At 66.7% G+C, this 22,745-nt stretch carries 27 protein-coding genes; 18 read left to right on the forward strand and 9 right to left on the reverse strand.

Features of this window, described 5'->3' with window-relative positions:
* Positions 1-71: 71 nt before the first annotated feature.
* Positions 72-1,715 carry a SulP family inorganic anion transporter gene (locus tag VARPA_RS23715; protein WP_013543125.1) on the forward strand — a complete coding sequence of 548 codons (1,644 nt, stop codon included), beginning with the start codon at positions 72-74 and terminating at the stop codon, positions 1,713-1,715.
* Here the strand turns inward: VARPA_RS23715 and VARPA_RS23720 are convergent, their stop codons facing one another.
* On the reverse strand, positions 1,716-2,192 hold the full coding sequence (locus tag VARPA_RS23720) for a hypothetical protein (RefSeq protein ID WP_041943960.1): 477 nt from the start codon (positions 2,190-2,192) through the stop codon (positions 1,716-1,718).
* Between the two features lie 69 nt (positions 2,193-2,261).
* Here VARPA_RS23720 and VARPA_RS23725 point away from each other — a divergent pair, with 69 nt between their 5' ends.
* The 7 genes from VARPA_RS23725 (at position 2,262) to VARPA_RS23755 (ending at position 7,944) form a co-directional block, all read left to right on the forward strand.
* Complete coding sequence (locus VARPA_RS23725; RefSeq protein WP_013543127.1) at positions 2,262-2,468, forward strand: DUF3460 family protein; 207 nt, start codon at positions 2,262-2,264, stop codon at positions 2,466-2,468.
* Between the two features lie 71 nt (positions 2,469-2,539).
* Positions 2,540-3,379, forward strand: a complete 840-nt coding sequence (locus tag VARPA_RS23730; protein WP_013543128.1) for a segregation and condensation protein A — start codon at positions 2,540-2,542, stop codon at positions 3,377-3,379.
* 37 nt (positions 3,380-3,416) lie between these two features.
* A complete protein-coding gene (gene nadB / locus VARPA_RS23735) occupies positions 3,417-4,988 on the forward strand; it encodes an L-aspartate oxidase (protein WP_013543129.1) in 1,572 nt (523 codons plus the stop codon).
* Positions 4,989-5,061: 73 nt separating this feature from the next.
* Positions 5,062-5,955 (forward strand): 3-methyl-2-oxobutanoate hydroxymethyltransferase, encoded by an 894-nt coding sequence (panB, locus tag VARPA_RS23740; RefSeq protein WP_013543130.1) that lies wholly within the window; start codon positions 5,062-5,064, stop codon positions 5,953-5,955.
* 21 nt (positions 5,956-5,976) lie between these two features.
* Positions 5,977-6,825 carry a pantoate--beta-alanine ligase gene (gene panC / locus VARPA_RS23745; RefSeq protein WP_013543131.1) on the forward strand — a complete coding sequence of 283 codons (849 nt, stop codon included), beginning with the start codon at positions 5,977-5,979 and terminating at the stop codon, positions 6,823-6,825.
* Positions 6,822-7,460 (forward strand): 7-carboxy-7-deazaguanine synthase, encoded by a 639-nt coding sequence (gene queE, locus VARPA_RS23750; RefSeq protein ID WP_013543132.1) that lies wholly within the window; start codon positions 6,822-6,824, stop codon positions 7,458-7,460. Before panC ends, queE begins: the two co-directional genes overlap by 4 nt.
* 121 nt (positions 7,461-7,581) lie before the next feature.
* The gene (locus tag VARPA_RS23755) at positions 7,582-7,944 is read left to right on the forward strand and encodes a 6-carboxytetrahydropterin synthase (protein ID WP_013543133.1); all 363 of its coding nucleotides are present in this window, start codon (positions 7,582-7,584) and stop codon (positions 7,942-7,944) included.
* A gap of 118 nt (positions 7,945-8,062) precedes the next feature.
* Here VARPA_RS23755 and nadA read toward each other — a convergent pair whose 3' ends face one another.
* The 6 genes from nadA to VARPA_RS23785 all read right to left on the reverse strand — a co-directional run bounded on the left by nadA (position 8,063) and on the right by VARPA_RS23785 (position 12,410).
* Complete coding sequence (gene nadA, locus VARPA_RS23760; RefSeq protein WP_013543134.1) at positions 8,063-9,193, reverse strand: quinolinate synthase NadA; 1,131 nt, start codon at positions 9,191-9,193, stop codon at positions 8,063-8,065.
* 7 nt (positions 9,194-9,200) lie between these two features.
* On the reverse strand, positions 9,201-10,079 hold the full coding sequence (nadC, locus tag VARPA_RS23765) for a carboxylating nicotinate-nucleotide diphosphorylase (RefSeq protein ID WP_013543135.1): 879 nt from the start codon (positions 10,077-10,079) through the stop codon (positions 9,201-9,203).
* A 22-nt stretch (positions 10,080-10,101) separates the two neighbouring features.
* Entirely contained in the window at positions 10,102-11,136 is a 1,035-nt protein-coding gene (locus VARPA_RS23770; RefSeq protein WP_013543136.1) for an NAD(P)H-dependent glycerol-3-phosphate dehydrogenase, read from the reverse strand.
* A 25-nt stretch (positions 11,137-11,161) separates the two neighbouring features.
* On the reverse strand, positions 11,162-11,626 hold the full coding sequence (gene secB / locus VARPA_RS23775; protein WP_013543137.1) for a protein-export chaperone SecB: 465 nt from the start codon (positions 11,624-11,626) through the stop codon (positions 11,162-11,164).
* A 118-nt stretch (positions 11,627-11,744) separates the two neighbouring features.
* Positions 11,745-12,005, reverse strand: a complete 261-nt coding sequence (gene grxC / locus VARPA_RS23780) for a glutaredoxin 3 (RefSeq protein ID WP_013543138.1) — start codon at positions 12,003-12,005, stop codon at positions 11,745-11,747.
* Between the two features lie 21 nt (positions 12,006-12,026).
* On the reverse strand, positions 12,027-12,410 hold the full coding sequence (locus tag VARPA_RS23785; protein WP_416367512.1) for a rhodanese-like domain-containing protein: 384 nt from the start codon (positions 12,408-12,410) through the stop codon (positions 12,027-12,029).
* 105 nt (positions 12,411-12,515) lie between these two features.
* On the opposite strand from VARPA_RS23785, the gene gpmA reads away from it, so the two are divergent.
* From gpmA to VARPA_RS23800, 3 genes are all read left to right on the forward strand, one after another.
* Complete coding sequence (gpmA, locus tag VARPA_RS23790) at positions 12,516-13,259, forward strand: 2,3-diphosphoglycerate-dependent phosphoglycerate mutase (protein ID WP_013543140.1); 744 nt, start codon at positions 12,516-12,518, stop codon at positions 13,257-13,259.
* A gap of 106 nt (positions 13,260-13,365) precedes the next feature.
* Complete coding sequence (locus VARPA_RS23795; RefSeq protein ID WP_041943962.1) at positions 13,366-14,808, forward strand: S41 family peptidase; 1,443 nt, start codon at positions 13,366-13,368, stop codon at positions 14,806-14,808.
* 76 nt (positions 14,809-14,884) lie between these two features.
* On the forward strand, positions 14,885-15,652 hold the full coding sequence (locus tag VARPA_RS23800; RefSeq protein WP_013543142.1) for a HesA/MoeB/ThiF family protein: 768 nt from the start codon (positions 14,885-14,887) through the stop codon (positions 15,650-15,652).
* Positions 15,653-15,656: 4 nt separating this feature from the next.
* Here the strand turns inward: VARPA_RS23800 and VARPA_RS23805 are convergent, their stop codons facing one another.
* The gene (locus VARPA_RS23805; RefSeq protein WP_013543143.1) at positions 15,657-17,669 is read right to left on the reverse strand and encodes an AsmA family protein; all 2,013 of its coding nucleotides are present in this window, start codon (positions 17,667-17,669) and stop codon (positions 15,657-15,659) included.
* A gap of 237 nt (positions 17,670-17,906) precedes the next feature.
* On the opposite strand from VARPA_RS23805, the gene VARPA_RS23810 reads away from it, so the two are divergent.
* Positions 17,907-18,302, forward strand: coding sequence for a response regulator (locus VARPA_RS23810; protein WP_013543144.1), 396 nt, complete (start codon positions 17,907-17,909; stop codon positions 18,300-18,302).
* Positions 18,303-18,324: 22 nt separating this feature from the next.
* On the opposite strand, the gene VARPA_RS23815 is transcribed toward VARPA_RS23810, so the two are convergent.
* Positions 18,325-18,957: a response regulator transcription factor gene (locus VARPA_RS23815; RefSeq protein ID WP_007837167.1), complete on the reverse strand. Its 633-nt coding sequence runs from the start codon at positions 18,955-18,957 to the stop codon at positions 18,325-18,327.
* Between the two features lie 130 nt (positions 18,958-19,087).
* Here VARPA_RS23815 and VARPA_RS23820 point away from each other — a divergent pair, with 130 nt between their 5' ends.
* From VARPA_RS23820 to VARPA_RS23845, 6 genes are all read left to right on the forward strand, one after another.
* Entirely contained in the window at positions 19,088-20,407 is a 1,320-nt protein-coding gene (locus tag VARPA_RS23820; protein WP_041943025.1) for a CHASE3 domain-containing protein, read from the forward strand.
* Positions 20,408-20,604: 197 nt separating this feature from the next.
* A complete protein-coding gene (locus VARPA_RS30800; protein ID WP_013543146.1) occupies positions 20,605-20,769 on the forward strand; it encodes a DUF1328 domain-containing protein in 165 nt (54 codons plus the stop codon).
* 54 nt (positions 20,770-20,823) lie between these two features.
* Positions 20,824-21,201, forward strand: coding sequence for a hypothetical protein (locus VARPA_RS23830; protein ID WP_013543147.1), 378 nt, complete (start codon positions 20,824-20,826; stop codon positions 21,199-21,201).
* Positions 21,202-21,239: 38 nt separating this feature from the next.
* The gene (locus VARPA_RS23835) at positions 21,240-21,620 is read left to right on the forward strand and encodes a phage holin family protein (RefSeq protein WP_013543148.1); all 381 of its coding nucleotides are present in this window, start codon (positions 21,240-21,242) and stop codon (positions 21,618-21,620) included.
* Positions 21,610-22,116 carry a hypothetical protein gene (locus VARPA_RS23840; RefSeq protein ID WP_013543149.1) on the forward strand — a complete coding sequence of 169 codons (507 nt, stop codon included), beginning with the start codon at positions 21,610-21,612 and terminating at the stop codon, positions 22,114-22,116. Before VARPA_RS23835 ends, VARPA_RS23840 begins: the two co-directional genes overlap by 11 nt.
* Positions 22,113-22,673 (forward strand): ferritin-like domain-containing protein, encoded by a 561-nt coding sequence (locus VARPA_RS23845; protein WP_013543150.1) that lies wholly within the window; start codon positions 22,113-22,115, stop codon positions 22,671-22,673. The genes VARPA_RS23840 and VARPA_RS23845 overlap by 4 nt, the downstream gene beginning before the upstream one ends.
* Positions 22,674-22,745 lie beyond the last annotated feature (72 nt).

The raw sequence follows: 22,745 nt of genomic DNA on the forward strand, positions 1-22,745 counted from the left end.
GCTCAGCGCGGCAGGCTCCGACCGCGCGATGTGCACGGTCGCGAAGGCCCTCAGGCCACAATCGGCCACACATGCAGAGTCCGCTGAACCTCACCCGCTTTCGCCCCCGCCTGCTGGACGCAATGGCGGACTACAACCGGGAGCGTTTCTTCAAGGACCTGGGCGCGGGCGCGACGGTCGGCATCGTGGCGCTGCCGCTGGCCATGGCTTTCGCCATCGCGTCGGGGCTCAAGCCCGAAGCCGGCATCTGGACGGCGATCATCGCGGGCTTCTTGATCTCGCTCCTGGGCGGCTCGGCGGTGCAGATCGGCGGGCCGGCCGGCGCCTTCATCGTGATCGTCTACGGCATCGTCGAGCGCTACGGCGTGGCGAACCTGCTGATCGCCACCGCCTGCGCCGGCGTGCTGCTGTTCGCGGCGGGGCTCTTCGGGCTCGGGCGGCTGGTGCGCTTCGTTCCGCTGTCGATCGTGGTGGGCTTCACCAACGGCATCGCGGTGCTGATCCTGCTGTCGCAACTGAAAGATCTGCTCGGGCTCTCGGTCGAGAAGATGCCGGCCGACGTGTTCTCGCAACTGCATGCGATGGCGCTGCGGATCGGCACCTTCAATCCGTATGCCTTCGCGCTCGGCGTCGTCTGCGTGGCCGGGCTGGTGCTGTGGCGGCGGCTGCCTCGCCTGCCGTTGCATGTCGTGCAGACGCGGGCTGTGCAGATGGCCTCCCGCGTGCCGGGGCCGATCGTCGCGCTGGTCACGCTCACGCTGGTGTCATGGGGTTTCGCGCTGCCGGTGGAGACCATCGGCACGCGCTTCGGCGGCATTCCCGAGGGCGTTCCGGGCTTCGCGCTGCCTGATTTCTCGTGGGAGACGGTCAAGCAACTGGTCACGCCGACGCTGACCATCGCGCTGCTCGGCGCCATCGAATCGCTGCTGTGCGCGCGCGTGGCCGACCAACTGAGCGGCCAGCCGCGCCACGATCCGAACCAGGAGCTGATGGCGCAGGGCATCGCGAACATCGTCACGCCTTTCTTCGGCGGCATGCCGGCCACCGGCACCATCGCGCGCACGGTGACGAACATCCGTTCGGGCGGCAATTCGCCGGTCGCGGGCATCGTGCATGCGGTGACGCTGATGGTCGTGGTGCTGTTGGCCGCGCCGCTCGCGCGCCATGTGCCGCTTGCGGTGCTGGCGGGCATCCTGGTGTTTGTGGGGCTGAACATGGGCGAATGGCGCGAGTTCACGCCGGGCCAGTTGCGGCACTTCAGCCGGCATTACCGACTGCTGATGCTCGGCACTTTTTTCCTGACCGTCGTGTTCGACCTGACGGTGGCGGTGCAGGTGGGCATCGTGCTGGCGTGCGCGCTTTTCATCCGGCGCATGAGCGGGCTCTTCAGCGTCGAGCTCGAGACGCTGCAGCCGCCGGTGCTCACCTATCGCATCTATGGCGCGCTGTTCTTCGGCGCGGCGGCCAAGCTCGACGAGGCGGTGAACGCGGCGGAACGCGCGCCGCGCGGCATGACGGTGGTGCTGGACGCCACGCACCTGATCTACCTGGACGCCACCGGCATCGACGCGCTGCGGCAACTGCATCGCGCGGTGCTGGCGCGCGACGGGGTGCTGCGGCTCGAATCCTTGCAGCCGCAACCGCGCGAGGTGATCGAGCGTTCGGGCTTTGCGGAAGAGCTGGCGACCGGAAGGCCGCACGCGGCGGAAGGCTGATCAGTTGGCTTCGGTCGCCCGGTCCAGTGACGAGCCGCTGCGCACCACGCGCTGGTCGTCGTTGAGCGTTGCGGTGAACACCATCGGCGAATTCGGCGGCTGCACCCAGCGCCATTCCCATTCGGTCTCGCGCTTGAGCGCATAGGGCGTGACCTTGGCGGGCTTGCCGAGCAGTTTGCGCAGGTCTTCCATCATCATCCCGGGCTGCACCTTGGCGAAGTTCTCGGGCGTGAGCACCTGGCGCAGCGCGCTCATCTTGCCGTCGCGGCCGATGGTGATCATGTAGTTCTTCTGGCCCTGGGGCTGGCGGTTGTATTCGAAGACGCGGCCGCCGTCGGGGGCGTCCCAGATGTTCTCCGGCTGGCCGAATTTGGTGCGCACGTCGGCTTCTGTGGCAACGCCTTCTTCGAGTTCGGCGATGCGCTGGTTGTCGCAGCCCGCAAGCCCGATCACCACCGCCAGCAACGCCGTTGCCATGCCGATCTGCCACTGTTGCCGATGTCCCATGCCGTCCCCGGTAAAATTCAGGCTACAAAGGTCCAGTCTATGTCCATCTTCCGCCGCCCCCACTACTCTTCCGAGATCACCAATTTCATCGAGGAGATGAAAGAAAAGAAGCCGACGCTGGAAGCCGAACAGCGCGCCGGCCGCGCCCTCCTCTGGGACAAGCACCTCGACCGCAGCCTGCTCGAGGAGTACAGCGAAGCCCGCGTGCCGATGCAGCCGTACGTCTACCAGACCCAATCCAAGTAAATGGTGCCGGTTCGGCATCCAGCCCTCGTCCGCATTGCGCCGATAGCTATTGAATTGATAGCGATCGCCCGATGAGCAGCAGAGACGAGGACAACGACACGCCGGTGATGGCCATGCCCGAGGTGGTCGACCAGGTCGCGCTCGCCAGGCTCTATGGCGAGCCGCTGTTCGCGATGCCGAAGGACCTGTACATCCCGCCCGAGGCGCTGCAGGTCTTTCTCGAAGCCTTCGAAGGTCCACTCGACCTGCTGCTTTACCTGATCAGGAAGCAGAACTTCAACATCCTCGACATCCCGATGGCGGGCCTCACGCGGCAGTACCTGAGCTACGTCGACGAGATCCGCCAGACGAACCTCGAACTCGCGGCCGAGTATTTGCTGATGGCCGCGATGCTGATCGAGATCAAGTCGCGCATGCTGCTGCCGCCCAAGAAGGTAGCCGACGGCGAAGAGGCCGAAGACCCGCGCGCCGAGCTCGTGCGCCGGCTGCTCGAGTACGAGCAGACCAAGCTGCAGGCCGCCGCCATCAGCGCGATGCCGACCTACGGGCGCGACTTCTGGAAGGGGCAGGTCTACATCGAGCAATCGCTCAAGCCGCGCTTTCCGGACGTGAACGTGATTGACCTGCGCGATGCGTGGGCCGACATCATGAAGCGCGCCAAGCTCGTGCAGCACCACAAGATCTCGCGCGAAGAACTCAACGTGCGCGAGCACATGAGCATCGTGCTGCGCCACCTGCAGGGGCAGCGCTTCGTGGAGTTCGAGAAACTTTTTGACGTGTCGCGCGGCGCGCCCGTGCTGATCGTCACCTTCATCGCGATGCTCGAGCTCGCGAAGGAAACGCTGATCGACATCACGCAGGCGGAAGCCTTCGCGCCGATCTACGTTCGCCTGGCGTATTCGCCGGCCTGACCCCCGCCCCGCCGCACTTACCACCGAGGATTCCGCCGTGCTCGATTTCGACGTACTCATCGTCGGCAGCGGCCTCGCAGGCCTTTCCGCCGCGCTGCACCTGGCGCCCACGCAGCGCGTAGCCGTGCTCACCAAGCGCGCGCTGAACGACGGCTCCAGCGCCTGGGCGCAGGGCGGCATCGCCGCGGTGCTGGCCGCGGGCGACAGCTTCGACGCGCATGTGGAAGACACGCTGGTCGCCGGCGCGGGCCTCTGCGATCCCGAGGCGACGCGCTTCGTCGTCGAACACGCGCCCGAAGCCATCGGCTGGCTGCGCGAACTGGGCGTGCCGTTTTCGGAAGAAGGCGGCGATCTGCACCTGACACGCGAAGGCGGCCACAGCCAGCGCCGCATCGTTCACGTGACCGACGCCACCGGCGCGGCCGTGCAGCAGGTGCTGATCGAGCGGGTGCGCCGCACGCCGAACATCACGCTCTTCGAGCACCACACGCTGGTCGACCTGGTGACCGGCACCAAGCTCGGGCTGAAAGACCCGGCCTGCGTTGGCCTCTACGCGCTGGACGATGCCACCGACGAGGTGCTCGCCTTCCGCGCGCCGCACACCATCCTCGCGACGGGCGGCGCGGGCAAGGTCTATCTCTACACGACGAACCCAGACACGGCCACGGGTGACGGCATCGCCGCCGCGTGGCGCGCGGGTTGCCGGGTGTCGAACATGGAGTTCATCCAGTTCCACCCGACCTGCCTGTACCACCCGCACGCCAAGTCGTTCCTGATCAGCGAGGCGGTGCGCGGCGAAGGCGGCTCGCTGAAGTTGCCCGACGGCACGCGCTTCATGCCGAAACACGACGAGCGCGCCGAACTCGCCCCCCGCGACGTGGTGGCCCGCGCCATCGACTTCGAGATGAAGAAGCACGGGCTCGATTGCGTCTACCTCGACATCTCGCACCAGCCCGCCGCGTTCCTGAAAGAACACTTCCCCAACATCCTCGCGCGCTGCGCGGAGCTGGGTATCGACATCACGCGCGAACCGATCCCCGTGGTGCCGGCCGCGCACTACACCTGCGGCGGCGTGCTCAGCGATCTCGCCGGCCGCACCGACGTGCCGGGCCTCTACGCCATCGGCGAGACCGCCTGCACGGGCCTGCACGGCGCCAACCGCCTCGCCAGCAACTCACTGGTCGAGTGCATGGTGTTCGCGCGCGCCGCGGCGGGCGCCATCGCCGGCTCGCCTGCGCACGACAGCGCCGACCTCCCCGCATGGGACGAAAGCCGCGTCACCGACGCCGACGAGGCCGTCGTCATCTCGCACAACTGGGACGAGCTGCGCCGCTTCATGTGGGACTACGTGGGCATCGTGCGCACCAACAAGCGCCTGGAGCGCGCGAGCCACCGCATCGCGCTGCTGCAGGCCGAGATCCAGGAGTTCTATGCGAACTTCCACGTCACGCGCGACCTGCTGGAGCTGCGCAACCTGGTCCAGGTGGCCGAGCTGATCGTGCGATCGGCCCAGGCCCGCCACGAGAGCCGCGGGCTGCATTTCAGCCGCGACTATCCATCGCTCGCCGAACCGACGGCCCCCACCGTGCTGATCCCACGGGCGGACTGACGACCCACCCATCTCGCGTTTGTCTTCACTCAAGGATGCCCGGCCACCGACGCCCGCAGGGAGAAACCCAACCATGTCGAACACCACCACTCCATCGCCAGAAACCACGACAGCGTCCCCCTACGGCACGCTGCCTCCGGCCTCGACGCCCGCTTCCCGCAAGCCCGTGAGCCTGCCGCGCCTGGCCGACATGCATGCGCGCGGCGAAAAAATCTCGATGCTCACCGCCTACGACGCCACCTTCGCGGCCATGGCCGATGCGGCGGGCATCGATTGCCTCCTGGTCGGCGATTCGCTCGGCATGGTCTGCCAGGGCTTGAACAGCACCGTCGGCGTGAGCCTGGAGACCATGCGCTATCACACCGACAGCGTCTCGCGGGGCCTGCGCCGCGTGCAGGGCACGGCCTGGCTGATCGCCGATCTGCCCTTCGGCAGCTACCAGGAATCGCGCGAGCAGGCGCTGCGCAGCGCGACGGTGCTGATGCAGGCGGGTGCGCACATGGTCAAGCTCGAAGGCGGCGGCTGGACGACCGAGACGGTGCGCTTCCTGGTCGAGCGCGGCATTCCGGTGTGCGCGCACCTGGGCCTCACGCCGCAGACCGTGCATGCGCTCGGCGGCTACCGCGTGCAAGGCAAGGGCGATGCGGGCGCGCTGCTCAAGCAACATGCGCATGCGCTGCAGGATGCGGGCGCCGCGATGCTGGTGCTGGAAATGGTGCCGGCCGCGCTCGCCGCCGAACTCACCGCCGAGCTGAAGCACTGCGCCACCATCGGCATCGGCGCGGGCAAGGCCACCGCCGGCCAGGTGCTGGTGTTGCACGACATGCTGGGCATCAACCTCGGGAAGATGCCGAAGTTCGTGCGCAACTTCATGGCCGACGCGCCGGGCGTGTTGCCCGCGCTCAAGGCCTATGTGCAGGCCGTCAAGGACGGCAGCTTTCCCGACGATCAACTCCACGCCTGGTAAAGAAAAAAGGGGACCGACTCCATGTACATCGCACACACCATCGCCGAACTGCGCGAGCACCTTTCGGCTTTCAAGCGCCCCGCGTTCGTTCCGACGATGGGCAACCTGCACGACGGCCACATCGCGCTCATCACGCAGGCCAAGCCGCTGGGCGACGTGACGGTGGCGAGCATCTTCGTGAACCGCCTGCAGTTCCTGCCGCACGAGGACTTCGACACCTATCCGCGCACCTGGGAGAGCGATTGCGCCAAGCTGCGCGACGCCGGCTGCGACGTGCTGTTCGCGCCCGACGAGAAAGCGCTCTACCCCGAACCGCAGACCTGCAAGGTGCATCCCGATCCGGCGCTGGCGGACCTCCTCGAAGGGCATTTCCGCCCTGGCTTCTTCATCGGCGTGTGCACCGTGGTGATGAAGCTCTTCACCTGCGTGCAGCCGCGCGTGGCCGTGTTCGGCAAGAAGGACTACCAGCAGCTGATGATGATCCGCCACATGGTGCGGCAGTTCGCGCTGCCGATCGAGATCGTGGGCAGCGAGACCTTTCGCGCCGACGATGGGCTCGCGCTGTCGTCGCGCAATGGCTACCTGAGCGAGACCGAGCGTGCGGAGGCGGTGCAGCTGTCGAAGGCGCTGAAGGCGATGGCCGCCGCGGTGCAATCGGGCGAGCGCGATCTGGCCGCGATCGAGGCGAAGGCCATGCAGACGCTGGTGCAGCGCGGCTGGCAACCCGATTACCTGGTGCTGCGTCGGCGCACCGACCTTCAGGCACCCTCCTTCGGCCTGCACGGCGAACCGCTGGTGGCGCTGGCAGCGGCACGGCTGGGAAGCACGCGACTGATCGACAACCTCGAGATCGAGGCGCTGGCCGCATGACCTACAGCGTCAAGGAAATCTTCTACACACTGCAGGGCGAAGGAGGTCAGGCGGGCATGCCGGCCGTGTTCTGCCGCTTTGCCGGGTGCAACCTCTGGACGGGCCGCGAGGAAGACCGCGCCAGTGCCGTCTGCCGTTTCTGCGACACCGATTTCGTCGGCACCGACGGCACGCTGGGCGGCAAGTTCAAGACCGCCGACCAGCTCGCCGACACCATCGCCGCGCAGTGGCCCGCCAACGATGCCGAGCACCGGCTGGTGGTGTTGACCGGCGGCGAACCGCTGCTGCAGGTGGATGCCGCGCTGGTCGATGCGCTGCATGCGCGGCGCTTTCGCATCGCAGTCGAAAGCAACGGCACGGTCGCAGCGCCCGAAGGCATCGACTGGCTCTGCATCAGCCCCAAGGCCGGCGCGCCATGGGTGCAGCAGCGCGGGCAGGAGCTCAAGCTGGTGTGGCCGCAGACCGCGTTCGACCTCGATGCGATGGCGCGCACCGGCGACTTCACGCATCGCTTTCTGCAACCGATGGACGGCCCCGACCGCGTGGCCAATACCGAACTCTGCATCGCCGAATGCATGCGTCAGCCGGCCTGGCGCCTCAGCGTGCAGACCCACAAGATCACCGGAATCAGGTAGCTCGCCCCCAGGCTCCGCGCACTTCGTGTCGCTCCTCCTACCCCCTACCGGGGGCAACACCGGTGGCCCGGCAAAGCCGGTCCCACGTGTTTCCCGAAAAGTCACGTCAATCCGAACCGTCATGCGCTTCACCATCAGTCAACGCTTTTTCTTCGACGCCGCTCATACGCTGAAACGCGAAATCGAAGTGGAAGGCAGCCGCCGCATCCACGGCCATACGTACCACGCCGAAGTCTGGCTTGCGGGGGAACGCGATCCCGTCACGGGCATGGTCATCGACCTGGGGTTGCTGAGGCGGCGGCTCGAAGACGTGCGTGAGCTGCTCGACCATCACCTGCTGGACGATGTGGCGGGGCTGCACCCGCCGACGCTGGAAAACCTTTGCCTGTTCATTGCGGATGCGCTGCCGGAATTCCGGGCGTCGCTTGCGCGGGTGCGCGTGTGGCGCGAGGCGCTGGGCGATAGCTGCACGCTGGAGTTCTAGGGTCTTGCTCCCTCTCCCCTCGGGGAGAGGGTTGGGGTGAGGGCCAGCAGCAATCGACGCCGCGCGATGTTGCGAGGCCTCACCCTAGCCCTCTCCCCAAGGGAGAGGGAATAAGACCTCAGGCGGCGCCGATGCCCGCGATCAAGCTGCCGGGCGCCTGGCCGTTCTTCAGGCCGGCGGTGAACGCCAGCATCCGGTCGATCGGCAGCCGCGCACGCAGGCCCAGCGTCGGGTCGACATGGATTTCTCCAGCGCCCGTTTCCAGCGCATTCGCCAGTTCGGCTAGCCCGTTCATCGCCATCCAGGGGCAATGCGCGCAGCTCTTGCACGTGCCGCCGTTGCCGGCCGTAGGCGCCTCGATGAAGGTCTTGCCTGGGTTCAGCGTGCGCAGCTTGTGCAGCATGCCGGTGTCCGTGGCGACGATGAATTCCTTCGCGTCCATGCGCTGCGCCGCATTCAGGATCGCGGAGGTCGAACCCACCGCATCCGCCAGCGCAATCACGTCGGCCGGCGACTCCGGATGCACCAGCACCTTCGCCGACGGATGCGCTTTCATGAGCAGATCGAGTTCGAGCGCCTTGAACTCGTCATGTACGATGCAGGCACCGTTCCAGCTCACCATGTCCGCGCCGGTCTGCCGCTGGATGTAGTCGCCCAGGTGGCGATCGGGACCCCAGAGAATCTTTCGCCCTTGTGCATGCAGCGCGCTCACCACGTCGAGCGCGCAGCTCGAGGTGACCAGCCAGTCGGCGCGCGCCTTCACAGCCGCGCTGGTGTTGGCGTAGACGACCACGGTGCGGTCGGGGTGCTGGTCGCAGAAGGCGCTGAATTCCTCGACCGGGCAGCCCAGGTCGAGCGAGCAGTTCGCGTCCAGGTCGGGCATCAGCACGCGCTTTTCGGGCGAGAGGATCTTGGAGGTCTCGCCCATGAAGCGCACGCCCGACACCACCAGCGTGGTGGCGGCGTGGTCGCGACCGAAGCGCGCCATCTCGAGCGAATCGCTCACGATGCCACCGGTTTCCTCGGCGAGGTCCTGCAGGTCGGGATGCACATAGAAGTGCGACACCATCACCGCATTGCGCTCGCGCAGCAGGCGGCGGATGCGCTCCTTGAGCGCGAGGCGCTGGTCGGGTGAAGGCTCGGCGGGCACGCGCGCCCAGGCGTGGCGCGTGTCGCAGGCGGCGCCAGTACCGGTGCCGTTTTTTGCGGCGGGTTGCTCGTAGTCGATGTCGATGACCGGGGACGACATGGGCGGATCAGCTTTCCTGGAAACGCATCGAGAAATCGATGGCTTTGACATCCTTGGTCAACGCACCGACCGAGATACGGTCGACACCCGTCTCGGCCAGGGCGCGCAGGCCCTCGAGCGTGACACCGCCCGAAATCTCGAGCACGGCCTTGCGGTCAGCGCCCGCTTCGTCGTTGATGCGGACGGCCTCGCGCAGCGTGGGCAGGTCCATGTTGTCGAGCAGCACCATGCGCGCGCCGGCGCCGAGCGCCTCGCGCAACTGGGCCAGCGTTTCGACCTCGACTTCGACGAAGTCGGCCTGCGAAGCCCCCGGCGCCACCGAGCGCAGCGCCGCGGCGACACCGCCGGCCGCGACGATGTGGTTTTCCTTGATGAGCACCGCGTCGTAGAGGCCGATGCGGTGGTTCAGCCCGCCGCCGGTGCGCACGGCGTACTTCTGCGCGAGGCGCAGGCCGGGCAGCGTCTTGCGGGTGTCGACGATGCGGGCGCGCGTGCCTTCGACGGCGTCGGCGTACAGCGCGGTCTTGGTGGCGACCGCGCTCAGCAGTTGCAGGAAGTTGAGCGAGGTGCGCTCGGCCGTCAGCAGCGCGCGGGCGGTGCCTTCGATTTCCAGCACGGTCTGGTCGGCCGCGCAGCGTTCGCCTTCGGCGCAGAGCCAGGTGATGCGGGCCTCGGGATCGAGTTGCCTGATCGTCGCCTCGACCCAGGGCGCGCCACACACCACGGCGGCTTCGCGCGCCAGCACGCGGGCGCGCGCCTTGCGGGCGGGATCGACCAGGGATGCGGTGAGGTCGCCGTCGGCGACGTCTTCCTGCAGGGCGCGCGTGGCGTCGGACAGGGCCAGCGCGGCCACGGCCGACGCTGAAAAATCGAAGCGAAGGCTCATGGCTCTTTGTCTCTGCGTTTTTTTAAGAGGATTGACGAGGGGAAGCCGCGGCGCCGGGTTGGACCGATTCGGGCACCGGGTCGCGCCCCGTGAGCGCGGCGACAGCGTCCTGTGGACTCACGCGGCCGTCGAGCAGAGCGACCACACCTTCGGCGATGGGCATCTCGATGCCCAGGCCGCGTGCGCGCTGCACCACGGTGCGCGCGCAGTACACACCTTCGGCCACGTGGCCCAGCGAATCGACCGCTTGCGCCAGCGTGCGGCCCTGGGCCAGCAGCAGGCCGACCTTGCGGTTGCGCGACAGGTCGCCGGTGGAAGTCAGCACGAGATCGCCGAGGCCTGAGAGGCCCATGAAGGTTTCGGCACGGGCGCCGAGCGCGAGGCCGAAGCGGGTCATTTCAGTCAGGCCGCGCGTGATGAGAGCCGCGCGGGCATTGAGCCCGAGCGCGAGGCCGTCGCACAGGCCCGTCGCGATGGCGAGCACGTTCTTGACCGCGCCGCCCACTTCGACACCCACGATGTCTTCGTTGGCATAGACGCGCAGTGCCGGTCCGTGGAAAGCATCGACGAGCGCATCGCGCACCGCGGCATGTGGGCTGGCGGCGACCAGCGCGGTCGGGCGGCCTTCGGCGACTTCCTGCGCGAAGCTCGGACCGCTGAGAACGCCAGCTATCAAATCGGGAGCAGCCTGCGCCCATATTTCATGGGCGAGCAGGCCAAAAGACGTGGCATCGCGCGCGGGCTCGACGCCCTTGCACAGCCAGGCGACCGGCGCGGTGCAGCCGCGCAGCGCGACGAGCTGTTCACGCAAAGCGGCCATCGGTGTGGCCACGATGACAAGGTCGGCGCCGGCATGCGCTTGGCCGATATCGCCCGCCCGCACCGCGAGCGAGGCCGGCAGGGCCAGCCCCGGCAGGTAGCGGGTGTTCTCGCGGGCCTTCGAAATGGCATCGGCCTGGGCCGCATCGCGTGCCCAGAGCGTGACCTCGTGGCGGGCGGCGGCATTGACGGCCACCGCCGTGCCCCAGGCACCGGCGCCATGAACGCAGATCTTCATCGGCGTTGGCGGCGTTGTGCCGTGTTTACTGAGCGAGCGTCGGTGCAGGCTGGCCGGCGGCCTGTGCCTGCTGCTGCTCGTACATGGCCTGGAAGTTGATTTCGGCCAGGTGCACGGGCGGGAAGCCGCCGCGCTGGATCACGTCGGCCACGTTGCCGCGCAGGTACGGGTAGACGATCTGCGGGCATGCGATGCCAAGGATGGCGCCCATCTGGTCTTCGGGCAGGTTGCGGATCTCGAAGATGCCGGCTTGCTTGGCTTCGACCAGGAACACGGTCTTGTCCTGGATCTTGGTCTGCACGGTGGCCGAGACGGTGATCTCGAAGATGCCTTCGGCCACGGGCTGGGCGTCCACGCCGAGCTGGATGTCGACGGTGGGTTGTTCCTGCTCCAGCAGGATCGCGGGCGAATTGGGTTGCTCGAGCGACAGGTCCTTGAGGTAGACGCGCTGGATCTGGAAGATGGGATCTTGGGCTTGCTGGTCGGCCATGGCTGAACTTTCGAGGATCAAAACAATGCCCGCCGGGGAGAGGTTCCCGCAGCGGGCTGCAGATGGATGAGCAGGCGATTATCGCCCGCCCGCAAGACGGCTTTGGCTACGCCCTGTTTCAGGCTGACTGGAGCAGCGGAACGAGGCCGCCGCGGCTGTCCAGGGCCATCAGGTCGTCGCAGCCGCCCACGTGGGTGTCGCCGATGAAGATCTGCGGCACCGTGCGGCGCTGGGTGATCTCCATCATGGTGTTGCGGGCCTCCGGGTCGGTGTCGATGCGGATCTCTTCGATCTGCTCGACGCCCTTGGACTTGAGGATCTGCTTCGCGCGAATGCAGTAGGGGCAGACGGCGGTGGTGTACATCTTGACGGCTTGCATACGCTCTATCTCGGGGAAGTTTCAGGCCTTTTCAACAGGCAGATTAGCTTCTTTCCAGGCCTTGAGCCCGCCGGCCACCGCTTGGGCCTGCTCGTAACCGAGTTTCTTGGCCATGGCCACGGCGCGCTGGGCGCGGGCGCCGGTGGCGCACACCAGAAGCAGCGGCACGTTCTTGTTCTTGACCGTGCTGGTCAGCTTCTCGTCGAGCTGGTTCAGGGGCACGTTCTTGGCGCCGATCATGTGGCCGGTGGCGAATTCTTCGGGTTCGCGCACGTCGACCAGCACGGCGCGCTCGCGGTTGATGAGCTGCACGGCGCCCTGGGCCGTGAGCGTTCCGCCGCCAGAACCCCGGATCAGCGGCCAGGCCAGCATGCCGCCCGAGCTGAGTGCGATCAGGATCAGCATCCAGTTCGCGGTGACGAATTCGATCAATTTCACGGGGGTTCCTTGGATGGCAAACCCGGGATTTTAGAATGCTGGTTTTCCCAAGCGCATCCAAAGGCCTCCGACATGCACAAACTGGTACTGATCCGCCACGGCGAATCGACCTGGAATCTCGAAAACCGCTTCACCGGTTGGACCGACGTCGACCTGACCGAGACCGGCGTGGAACAGGCCAAGCAGGCCGGCCGGCTGCTCAAGGCCGAGGGCTACGACTTCGACGTGGCCTACACCAGCGTCTTGAAGCGCGCCACCCGCACCCTCTGGCACACGCTGGACGAACTCGATCGCACCTGGCTGCCGGTGGTGCACTCCTGGCGCCTGAACGAGCGCCACTACGGCGGCCTGCAGGGCCTGAACAAGGCCGAAACCGCCAAGAAGTACGGCGACGAGCAGGTGCTGGTCTGGCGCCGCAGCTACAGCACCCCGCCGCCGCCGCTGGAAGCGGACGATCCGCGCAGCGAACGCAGCGACGTGCGCTACGCCAAGCTCTCGCCCGAGCAGATTCCGCTGACGGAGTGCCTGAAGGACACGGTCGCACGCGTGCTGCCGTTCTGGAACGAATCGATGGCGCCGGCCATCCGCACCGGGCGCCGCCTGGTCGTGGCGGCCCACGGCAACTCTATCCGGGCGCTGGTGAAGTACCTGGACGGCATCTCGGACGACGCCATCGTCGGGCTGAACATCCCGAACGGCATTCCGCTGGTCTACGAACTGGACGACGACTTGAAGCCCCTGCGCCACTACTACCTCGGCGATGCAGCCGCTGCCGAAAAGGCCGCGGCCGCGGTGGCTTCGCAAGGCAAGGGCTGAAAAGAAAACCCCCGCGTGCCGGTCCCCCCGTGGAACCCCGGCAAACAAATTGCTTCCAAGCTGTGTATATTGGTTCGACAGCCGCCGACAAGGACAACCACTCATGATGGGCCAGAAACTGAAGATCACCGGCTGGGTCGCCGCCGGCGCCGTAGCTGGCGTCCTGACCACCGTCTCCCTGCAGACGGTCGCACGCGGATCGCTTGCGCCGCTCCCGCTCGAGGAATTGCAGCAGCTCGCCGCCGTGTTCGGCATGGTCAAGAGTGACTATGTCGAGCCGGTCGACGAAAAGAAGCTCATTTCCGACGCCATTTCCGGCATGGTTGCCGGGCTCGATCCGCATTCCCAGTACTTCGACAAGAAGTCCTTCAAGGAATTCAGGGAAGGCACGACCGGCCGCTTCGTCGGCGTCGGCATCGAGATCTCCCAGGAAGACGGGCTCATCAAGGTGGTCTCGCCCATCGAAGGCTCGCCGGCCTTCCGTGCGGGCTTGAAGCCCAACGACCTGATCACCAAGATCGACGACACCGCCGTGCGCGGCCTCTCGCTCAACGAAGCGGTCAAGCGCATGCGCGGCGAGGCCAACACCAAGGTGCTGCTCACCATCTTCCGCAAGGACGAAAGCCGCACCTTCCCGGTCACGATCACGCGCGAAGAAATCCGTACCCAGTCGGTACGCGGCAAGATCATGGAACCCGGCTACGGCTGGATCCGCCTGTCGCAGTTCCAGGAACGCACCGTCGACGACTTCGTGAAGAAGGTCGAAGACCTGTACAAGGAAGAGCCGAACCTCAAGGGCCTGGTGCTCGACCTGCGCAACGACCCGGGCGGCCTGCTCGACGCGGCGGTGGCGGTGTCTTCGGCCTTCCTGCCCGAGAACGTGACGGTGGTGACCACCGACGGCCAGCTGGCCGAGAGCAAGTCGGTCTACAAGGCGGCGCCCGAGTTCTACCAGCGCCGCTCCGGCAGCGACCCGCTGCGCAACCTGCCCGCCGCCCTGAAGAACGTGCCGCTGGTGGTGCTGGTCAACGAAGGCTCGGCCTCCGCGAGCGAAATCGTGGCCGGTGCCCTGCAGGACCACAAGCGTGCGATCGTCATGGGCAGCCAGACCTTCGGCAAGGGCTCGGTGCAGACCGTGCGCCCGCTCGGTCCGGACACCGGTCTCAAGATCACCACGGCGCGCTACTACACGCCGAGCGGCACCTCGATCCAGGCCAAGGGCATCGTGCCCAACGTGCTGGTCGACGAAAGCGCCGAAGGCAGCCCGTTCGCGGCCCTTCGCATGCGCGAGGCCGATCTCGAGAAGCACCTGGCCAGCGGCCAGGGCCCCGAGACCAAGGACCCGGAACGCGAAAAGGCCCGCGACGAAGCCCGCAAGCGCCTCGAGGAAGAAGCCAAGAAGCCGCCGCAGGACCGCAAGACGCCCGAGTTCGGCACCGACAAGGACTTCCCGCTGGTGCAGGCGCTCAACCGCCTCAAGGGCCAGCCTGTGCTCGTGAGCAAGACACAGGTCATCGTGGAAAACAAGGACGAGAAGAAGGAAAACTGAAGCCGGTGAACGGACCGCGCGCAAGGTGCGGTTCGACCCGGCGGCGGCTTCTTCATTCGCGAAGACCCGGGCGCGCATGGACGATCACGACCTGCTGCGCTATTCGCGGCACATTCTTCTGGAAGAGTTCGGCATCGACGGCCAAGCGCGCGTCAGTGCCGGCCGCGCATTGGTCATCGGTGCGGGCGGATTGGGTTCTCCGGTAGCGCTCTACCTGGCGGCAGCCGGCGTCGGCCACATCACGCTGGTGGACGACGACGAAGTCGACCTCACCAACCTCCAGCGCCAGGTCGCACACACCAACGCCCGCGTGGGCAGCCCCAAGGTCGAGTCCGCCGCACAGGCGATGCGCGACATCAACCCCGACATCGCCATCGAAACGCATGCGTTGCGCGCCGATGAGGCCCTGCTGTCACGCCTCGTTGCGGCAGCCGATGTGGTGGTCGATTGCTGCGACAACTTCGCGACCCGCCATGCCGTCAACCGCGCCTGCGTGACGCACGGCAAGCCCTTGGTGGCGGGCGCTGCCATCCGCTTCGACGGCCAGTTGAGCGTGTACGACACGCGCGATGCGGCCTCCCCCTGCTACGCCTGCCTCTTCCCGCCCGATGCGGCCTTCGAGGAAACGCGTTGCGCGGTACTGGGTGTGTTCGGTCCCGTCGTCGGGACCATCGGCACGCTGCAGGCCAGCGAAGCCTTGAAGATGCTCGCGGGCATCGGCCCATCGCTCGCGGGCAAGCTGTTGATGTTCGACGGGCGCAGCACCAGCTTCGACACCCTGCGCGTCGCGCGCGATCCGCACTGCAGCGTCTGCGCGCAGCGCGCCGCCGCCCCGTTCCTTTAAAGACTCAAGGCTGCTTTGCGCCCTTGGCCCGGGCTGCACCCTGAGCCGCGGCACCAGCGGTGGGCTTGTTGGCGCCCGCCACCACATCCTTGCAATCGGCATCCTGGCCCGGCCCGGTCTCGATGGTCGCGGCCAGCGCCAGCAGCGGATTGACGGCGCCCAGCGCGAGCGCGGCCAGCCCGCGTCCGGCCAGCGGCCCCACCGCGACGCCACCCGAGGGATCGCCGAACGTGCCGCGGACCACCAGCGGCGTGCGCAGCGAAAGGATGTTCTTCGACTTGGGCTCCGGGTGCACCTCGAAGTTCAGCGTCTCGTTCGCGAGGCTGGCCTGCCCGGTGGCGGTGAACAAGGCATTGGTCGTGTCCACCACGAGCGTGCGGCCCGTCATCAGCCCCTTGTTCACGTCGAACGCCACGGCCGCGCATCGCAGCTCGACATTGCGGTCGCCACGCAGCAGGAACTTGATGATGTCCCCGCCCACCAGCGTTGCGAACACCGGCAGCAGGTTGCCGAACTGGCCGCGCCCCGCCAGCACCGCCACATCGCCCGACGAGCCGCCGAGCCACGTGGCCACCGAGTTGCCGGAGCCCGAAAGGTTGAGTCGTCCGTCGATCCGCCCGACGCTGTTGCCCGTCGTCTCCAGTTTGGGGAACAGGCGCGCGAGCTGCATGCCGCGCAGGTCGAGCGAGGCGCGGATGTCCGCCGGGTTCTTCGCCGCGTCGATGCGGATCGCGCCGGCCAGCTTGCCGCCGCCCACGCCCAGGTCGAGCGGATCGAGCGTCAGCACGCCGTCTTTGAGCTTCACCTGCACGCTGCCGCGGTCGAGGGGAATCTCGCGCACGTTCTGGATGCGGTCGGCCGTGTATTTGACGTCGGCGTTCATCGCGCGCAGGCGTTCGAAATCCAGTGGTGCCGTCGGCAGCACCTTGGCGCCGGCCGGACGCCTGACCTGCGTGATGCTCGGCGGCGGCGCCACGCCTTCGACCGCGCCGGCCGATCGCGCGGTGGGCGGCAGGCCGATGAGCGGGCCGAGGTCGTCCATGTCCATCACCTTCGAGCGCAGGTCGCCAGCGAGGTAGGGCACCTGGGTGGCCTGGTCGAAGCGCATGTCGCCGGCGATGTCGGACAGGCCCAGCTTGCCCTTGAGCCCGGCCACCTGCCAGAGCGTGCCGCGCTTGCTCAGGTCGCCGCTCAGCGCGTAGGGCGAGGTTTGCGGCAGCGCGATGCCCAGCAACGGGAACAGCGCGCCCAACGTCTGGCCCTTGAGCTGGAACTTGGCGTCGACGCCGTCGAGGCTCGCCAGTTCGGCCACGGTGCCGGACGCCTTGAGCTTGGTCTGGCCCGCCGCCGCGTTGATCTCGAGCGGAAACGGCGGCGCGCCGGCCGCGTTGATCTGCAGCACGTTGCCGGTGCGGCCGTCGGCCGTCAGCGGCTGGCCCTTGTAACGGCCCTTGATGCGGTAGCTGAGAGGCATCGCCCCCAGGCTCGTGTCGTATTTGACGTCGGCGTGCAGGTCGACGCCCAGGTGCTTGGCGAGGAAATCGATGGCCCCGCTGTCGATCTGCATGAGGCCGATGCTCGGCACCGTGCCCCCGTCGGAGGTGTCCTTGCCGAACGCCCAGGTGCGGCGCCCGTCCTGCTCCATCTGCAGCCCGAGCGTGGGCGAGAAGAGCGCGAGGCGCGGAATGACGATCTTGCTGGTGACCAGCGGCCAGATCCGGATGTCGAACTCGGCGCGGTCCGCTTTCACGAGATAGGGGTCGCGCGCCCACGAAGGGTTGGCGAATTCGATGCCGTCGAATTTCACCGTGGCGGCGCGCCAGCCGAGATCGACGTCGAGCCGCCGGGTGATCTCGAACTTGCGCCCGGTCTTCTCGCTCACGTAGCGGTTGACCGGCTCACGCAGCACGTCCCACGGAAAGAACACGAGGACAAGCAGCAAGGCGACGAACAGCAGCACGAGCGAAGCCAGCAGTTTTTGCCACAGCGGGCGAGTGCGAAGGATGTTCGTAGCCATATCGTCTGAATAACCTTCCTGCGTCGATCGCCGGGTCGGCAACGAACCGCAACAACCGTGCGGTATTGCCTACGGGCAACGCACCGCCAACGACCTCGTCGGAACACGCCTACAACGCCCGGTCCATGAACCCTGCATGATGCGCTTCGGCGGAGCCTCAAGCTCCTCTGCAGGCATTCCCGTCAGCGGGACGACGTAGGGATGCATCCGCCAACGTGAGAGGAAGCGCGGCTCGGCATGGACTCCAGATTGCAGACATACGTCGTCGAAGACAACCTCACGATCCGTGAAAACCTCATTGGCACTCTGGAAGAACTCACCTGCACCACGGTCGTCGGATTCGCCGAGACCGAAGATCGCGCGCGTGCCTGGCTGCTCGGCGCCGGCAACGAGTGGGACCTTGCCATCGTCGATCTTTTCCTCAAGCAGGGAAGCGGGCTGGGGGTTCTGCAGGCCTGCCAGTCACGCAAGCCGACCCAGAAGGTGGTCGTGCTCAGCAATTACGCGACACCCGACATCCGGCGGCGCTGCGCCGAATTCGGTGTGGACGCGGTGTTCGACAAATCGAATGAAATCGACGCGCTGGTCGATTTCTGCATCGAGCAGGCGAAGGCGTTGCGCGCTTCGCCTTGAAACCAGCCCGAGGCCTGGAAGCTCAGTCGATGAGCTTGTTCTTCAGCGCGTAGTACGTGAGGTCGCTGTTGGAGGAGAGATTCATCTTCTCCATCAAGCGCGTGCGGTAGGTGCTCACCGTCTTCACCGACAGCGACAGCGTCTTGGCGATGTCGCCTGCGGTCTCGCCCTTGGCCAGCTTCAGGAACACCTGGAACTCGCGCTCCGAGAGCTGTTCGTGCGGCGCGGCGTCGTCCTTGCGGTCGAGCTGGCGCGCGAGCAGTTCGGCCACGGCGGGCGTGATGTAGCGGCGGCCCAGCGAGATGGTGCGGATGGCGTTCACGATCTCGATCGGATCGCATTCCTTGTTCAGGTAGCCGCTCGCGCCCTGACGGATCAGGTTCATCGCGTAATGCTCTTCGGGGTAGCCGCTCAGGATCAGGATGCCGACATCCGGCGCCTTGGCGCGGATCATGGCGAGGGCGTCGATGCCGCTCTGCCCGGGCATGGAGAGGTCCATCACCAGCACGTCGAGTTCGGTGGTGCGTACGAGTTCGATGGCTTCGCGCCCGCTGGCCGCTTCGCCCGCCACGCGCAGGTCCACGTGCTCGGAGAAGAACTGCCGGAGTCCAGACCGCACGATGGCGTGGTCGTCCACAATTCCAATTTTGATCATCTGTTACTTTCGTCGTTGTGTTGCGCGCATCTCGGCCGCAACATGCCGGTCCCTGAATGTTGTCAATTATTGACGAACTTGCGTTGAACATAGCTTTGAAAGTTTCATGCACTGGCTAGCCCCTCCAAAAATGGCCTTGAGCCTGCTGCTCGCGGCGCTGGCCGCGCTGGCCCTCGTCGGTATCAACGAGGCCGGATTTCGCCAGTCCACCCGCGCCCTGGCGGACATCGACGAGGCGCAGAAGGGGCGCAGCGTGGTCAACCAGATCCTGCAGAACATGCTGGACGCCGAAACCGGCCAGCGGGGCTATCTGCTGACCGGCGAAGCCAGCTACCGGCAGCCCTACGACACGGCGATCAAGGAGGTCGACGGCAATCTCGCGACCCTGCGGCAGCTGTACGCCGAACGGCCGGCCGAAACGGCCCAGATCGCCGAACTCTCGAAGCACGTGCTGCGCAAGGTCGCCGAAATGGACATGAGCGTGCGGCTGCGCCAGGACGGCAAGGAAGACGCCTGGAAATTCGTCATCACGACCGATGTGGGGCGGGAGGAAATGGAGGCCATCCGCGCCACCGCGCTCCAGCTGGTCAAGGTGAGCAACAAGACCCTGCACGACGGCCAGACGCAAGTGCTGCGGTCGCTGCAGCTCGCGCGCATCGGCACGGCCGTGGTGGCGCTCGCGGCGCTGATCGCCTTCTTTCTCTACCTTCGGCAGACGCACGCCCTGCGCTCCATCGGCGAGCGCCAGCAGGAAGCCCTGCAGCGCGAGCGCAACGCGCTCGAAGACGAGGTGCGCGAGCGCACCGCCTCGCTGGCCGAGCTGGCCACCCACCTGCAGGACGTGCGGGAAACCGAGCGCGGGTATCTCGCGCGCGAGCTGCACGACGAGCTCGGCTCGCTGCTCACCGCCGCCAAGCTGGACGTCGCGCGGCTCAAGTCGCGCCTGGCGGAGTCGCCCGACGCCACCACGCGCCTGCAGCATCTGACCGAACTGCTCAACAGCGGCATCGCGCTCAAGCGGCGGATCATCGAAGACCTGCGACCCTCGTCGCTGTCGAACCTCGGGCTGGTCGCGTCGCTGGAGATCCTGGGGCGCGAGTTCGCAGAGCGCTCGGGGCTGCAGGTCGAGATGGCGCTGGAGCCGGTGACGCTGGACGAATCGCGCCAGCTCACGATCTACCGCATGGTGCAGGAGAGCCTGACCAACATCGGCAAGTACGCCGAGGCCGGCGAAGCGACGATCGTGATGAAGAACTACGAGAACCACGTGATCGTGGAGGTCTCGGACAACGGCAAGGGCTTCGACACGCAGCGCATGCGCCCGTCCACGCACGGGCTGGCGGGCATGCGCCACCGGGTGGAAGCGGCGCGCGGCAAGCTCACGATTTCGTCGACGCCCGGCCGGGGCACGCGCCTGAGCGCGATGCTACCCGTGGTCAAGCCGGCCTGAGCGCGATCCGCAGAACGGCATTGCGTCACACCCCGGCGCGGGCGGACTCGGTCGTCTCCTACGCTCCCCGCCCCCGGTCGCTGACAGGGTGCCGAAGAGGCCCCACTTAAGGTTGCTCCTGTGCCATCCGATGCTTCCCATGAAGACCGGATGCGCCGTTCTCAAAAACAACGAGGGAAGCCTCGAAGGAGTTCCACATGTTGCATTACGCCGTGGTGTTTCTGGTCATCGCACTCATTGCCGCATTGTTCGGCTTTGGTGGGATTGCAGCCAGTGCAGTCGGGATCGCCAAGATTCTTTTCGTGATCTTCGCCGTGCTCGCCATCGCGAGCTTCCTGGCTGGCTTGCTACGACGCAAGTAGCGTAGTTACGATCAACAGGCTCCCGCATTTCATCTCCCCGGAAAGGACTCTCCCATGAACACGACGACCAAGACCCCTTCGCAACTCGCCGACGAGGCGCGCCAGACCGCCAACGACGCGGTCGAATCGACCCGCGCCTATGCACAGAACGCGGTGAATGCGGCGGGCGAAAAGGTCCGCGAATTGCGCCGCGACACCGAGCCTGCCGTCGAGCAGCTCGCAGCCCGCGTGCAGCAAGCCGTTCAGCGCGGCCTGGACGCCGCATCGACCACCAGCGCACGTGCGCAGCGCCGCCTCGAGGCCGCTGCCGACGTCACCGGCCGCTACATCTCCGACCAGCCCGTTCGCTCGGTGCTGCTGGCCGCCGCTGCAGGCGCCGCCATCACGGCGCTCATCGTGCTGGCCAGCCGCCGCAGCCGGGACGACTACTGACCGCTTGAGTTTTCTCAGTTCCCTCGATCCCCGGCACCATGCTTCATCCGATTTTCTCCACGGTGCTCGGGCATCCGGACCTCGTTGCTGAACACCTCGCCAATTACGCCGCCCTCGTCCGCCAAGAGTCTGCTGAGGCCGGGCGCGGCCTCGTCGCCCGCATCGTCGCGGGCGTGCTGGCAGCAGCCAGCGTCATGCTGGCCCTCGGTCTGATCGGCGTGGCCGTTCTGCTGGGCGTGCTGCATGGCAGCTTTCACTGGGTGCTGGTGGCCGTGCCGGCGGTGGCCGTGGTGATCGCGGCTGTCTGCGGCTGGTATGCAACGCGCCCCAGCCAAAGCTACGGTTTCGACGACCTTCGCGCGCAACTGGAGGCCGACCTCCAGGCCTTGCGCACTGCTGGAGCCGACCATGGCCGCTAATACCGAACGCTCCTCGTTGACTCCGCAGCAGCGCCTTGCCAATTCGCGCCGCGCGCTGGTGCGGCAACTCCAAGGCGGCGAGGCTCGCGACCACGATCGTCAGGCGCTCGATGGCGATACCGAAGACGAACTCGAATACGCGCACCACGACGCATCGGGCGAGCCGGGGCATCAACGGCACGCTTCCCGCAGAGGCGGCAACAGCATCTGGGCCGGCGTGGCCCGCAGCGTCGCGCAGCGCTGGTGGCGCCGCCATCCGGCCCATGCGATGGGCCAACTCGCTCGCCCGTTGCTGGAGCACTACGCGCGCAAGGAGCCCGCCAAGCTCATGGCCGCCGCCGCGGCCACCGGTGCATTGCTGGTGCTCGTGAAGCCATGGCGACTGCTGTCGGTCACTGCCGTGCTGGCAGCGGTGCTGAAGACATCCGATGTGGCTGACGTCGTCAACACGTTGATGCAGAAGAACCCAAGCTCCCCACGAAAGGACCCCACATGAATGCCAATGCTTCCTCCCAGAAGACAACCGAGCCGCACAAGCACCTGGAGCTCGACCAGAGCGCTCTCGACGCTGCAAGCCGGAGCCTCGACGAAGGCGCCGTGACGCCCAGCTACGGCCCATGGCGCGACGATGTCGTGAAGCTGCTGAACGACGCGCTCGCCACCGAGCTGGTGTGCGTGCTGCGCTACAAGCGCCACTACTTCACCGCCAACGGCGTCGAGTCCCCGGCGATTGCCGAAGAATTCCTGGTGCACGCCAACGAAGAATCGGCCCACGCCGACCGCATCGCCGAGCGCATCGTGCAACTGGGCGGCGAACCCGATTTCGCCCCGACGCACCTGCTGGAGCGCAGCCATGCCGGCTACGACGAATCGACCGACCTGCAGGCCATGGTGCGTGCCAACCTGGTGGCCGAGCGCATTGCCGTCGAGGCGTACCGCCAGATGATCGTGCTGATCGGCGACAAGGACCCGACAACCCGCCGCATGCTCGAAGACATTCTTTCCGACGAGGAAGAACACGCCGACGAGTTGAAGGATTGGCTCGGCCACTGAGCGTCAGAAAGATTCGGGCCCGAGCGGTCCCGCCCCAATGAAAAAGCCCGGACGAACCGGGCTTTTTCACTG

Origin of the sequence: Variovorax paradoxus EPS (assembly GCF_000184745.1) — a bacterium.
Classification (GTDB): Bacteria; Pseudomonadota; Gammaproteobacteria; order Burkholderiales; family Burkholderiaceae_C; genus Variovorax; species Variovorax paradoxus_C.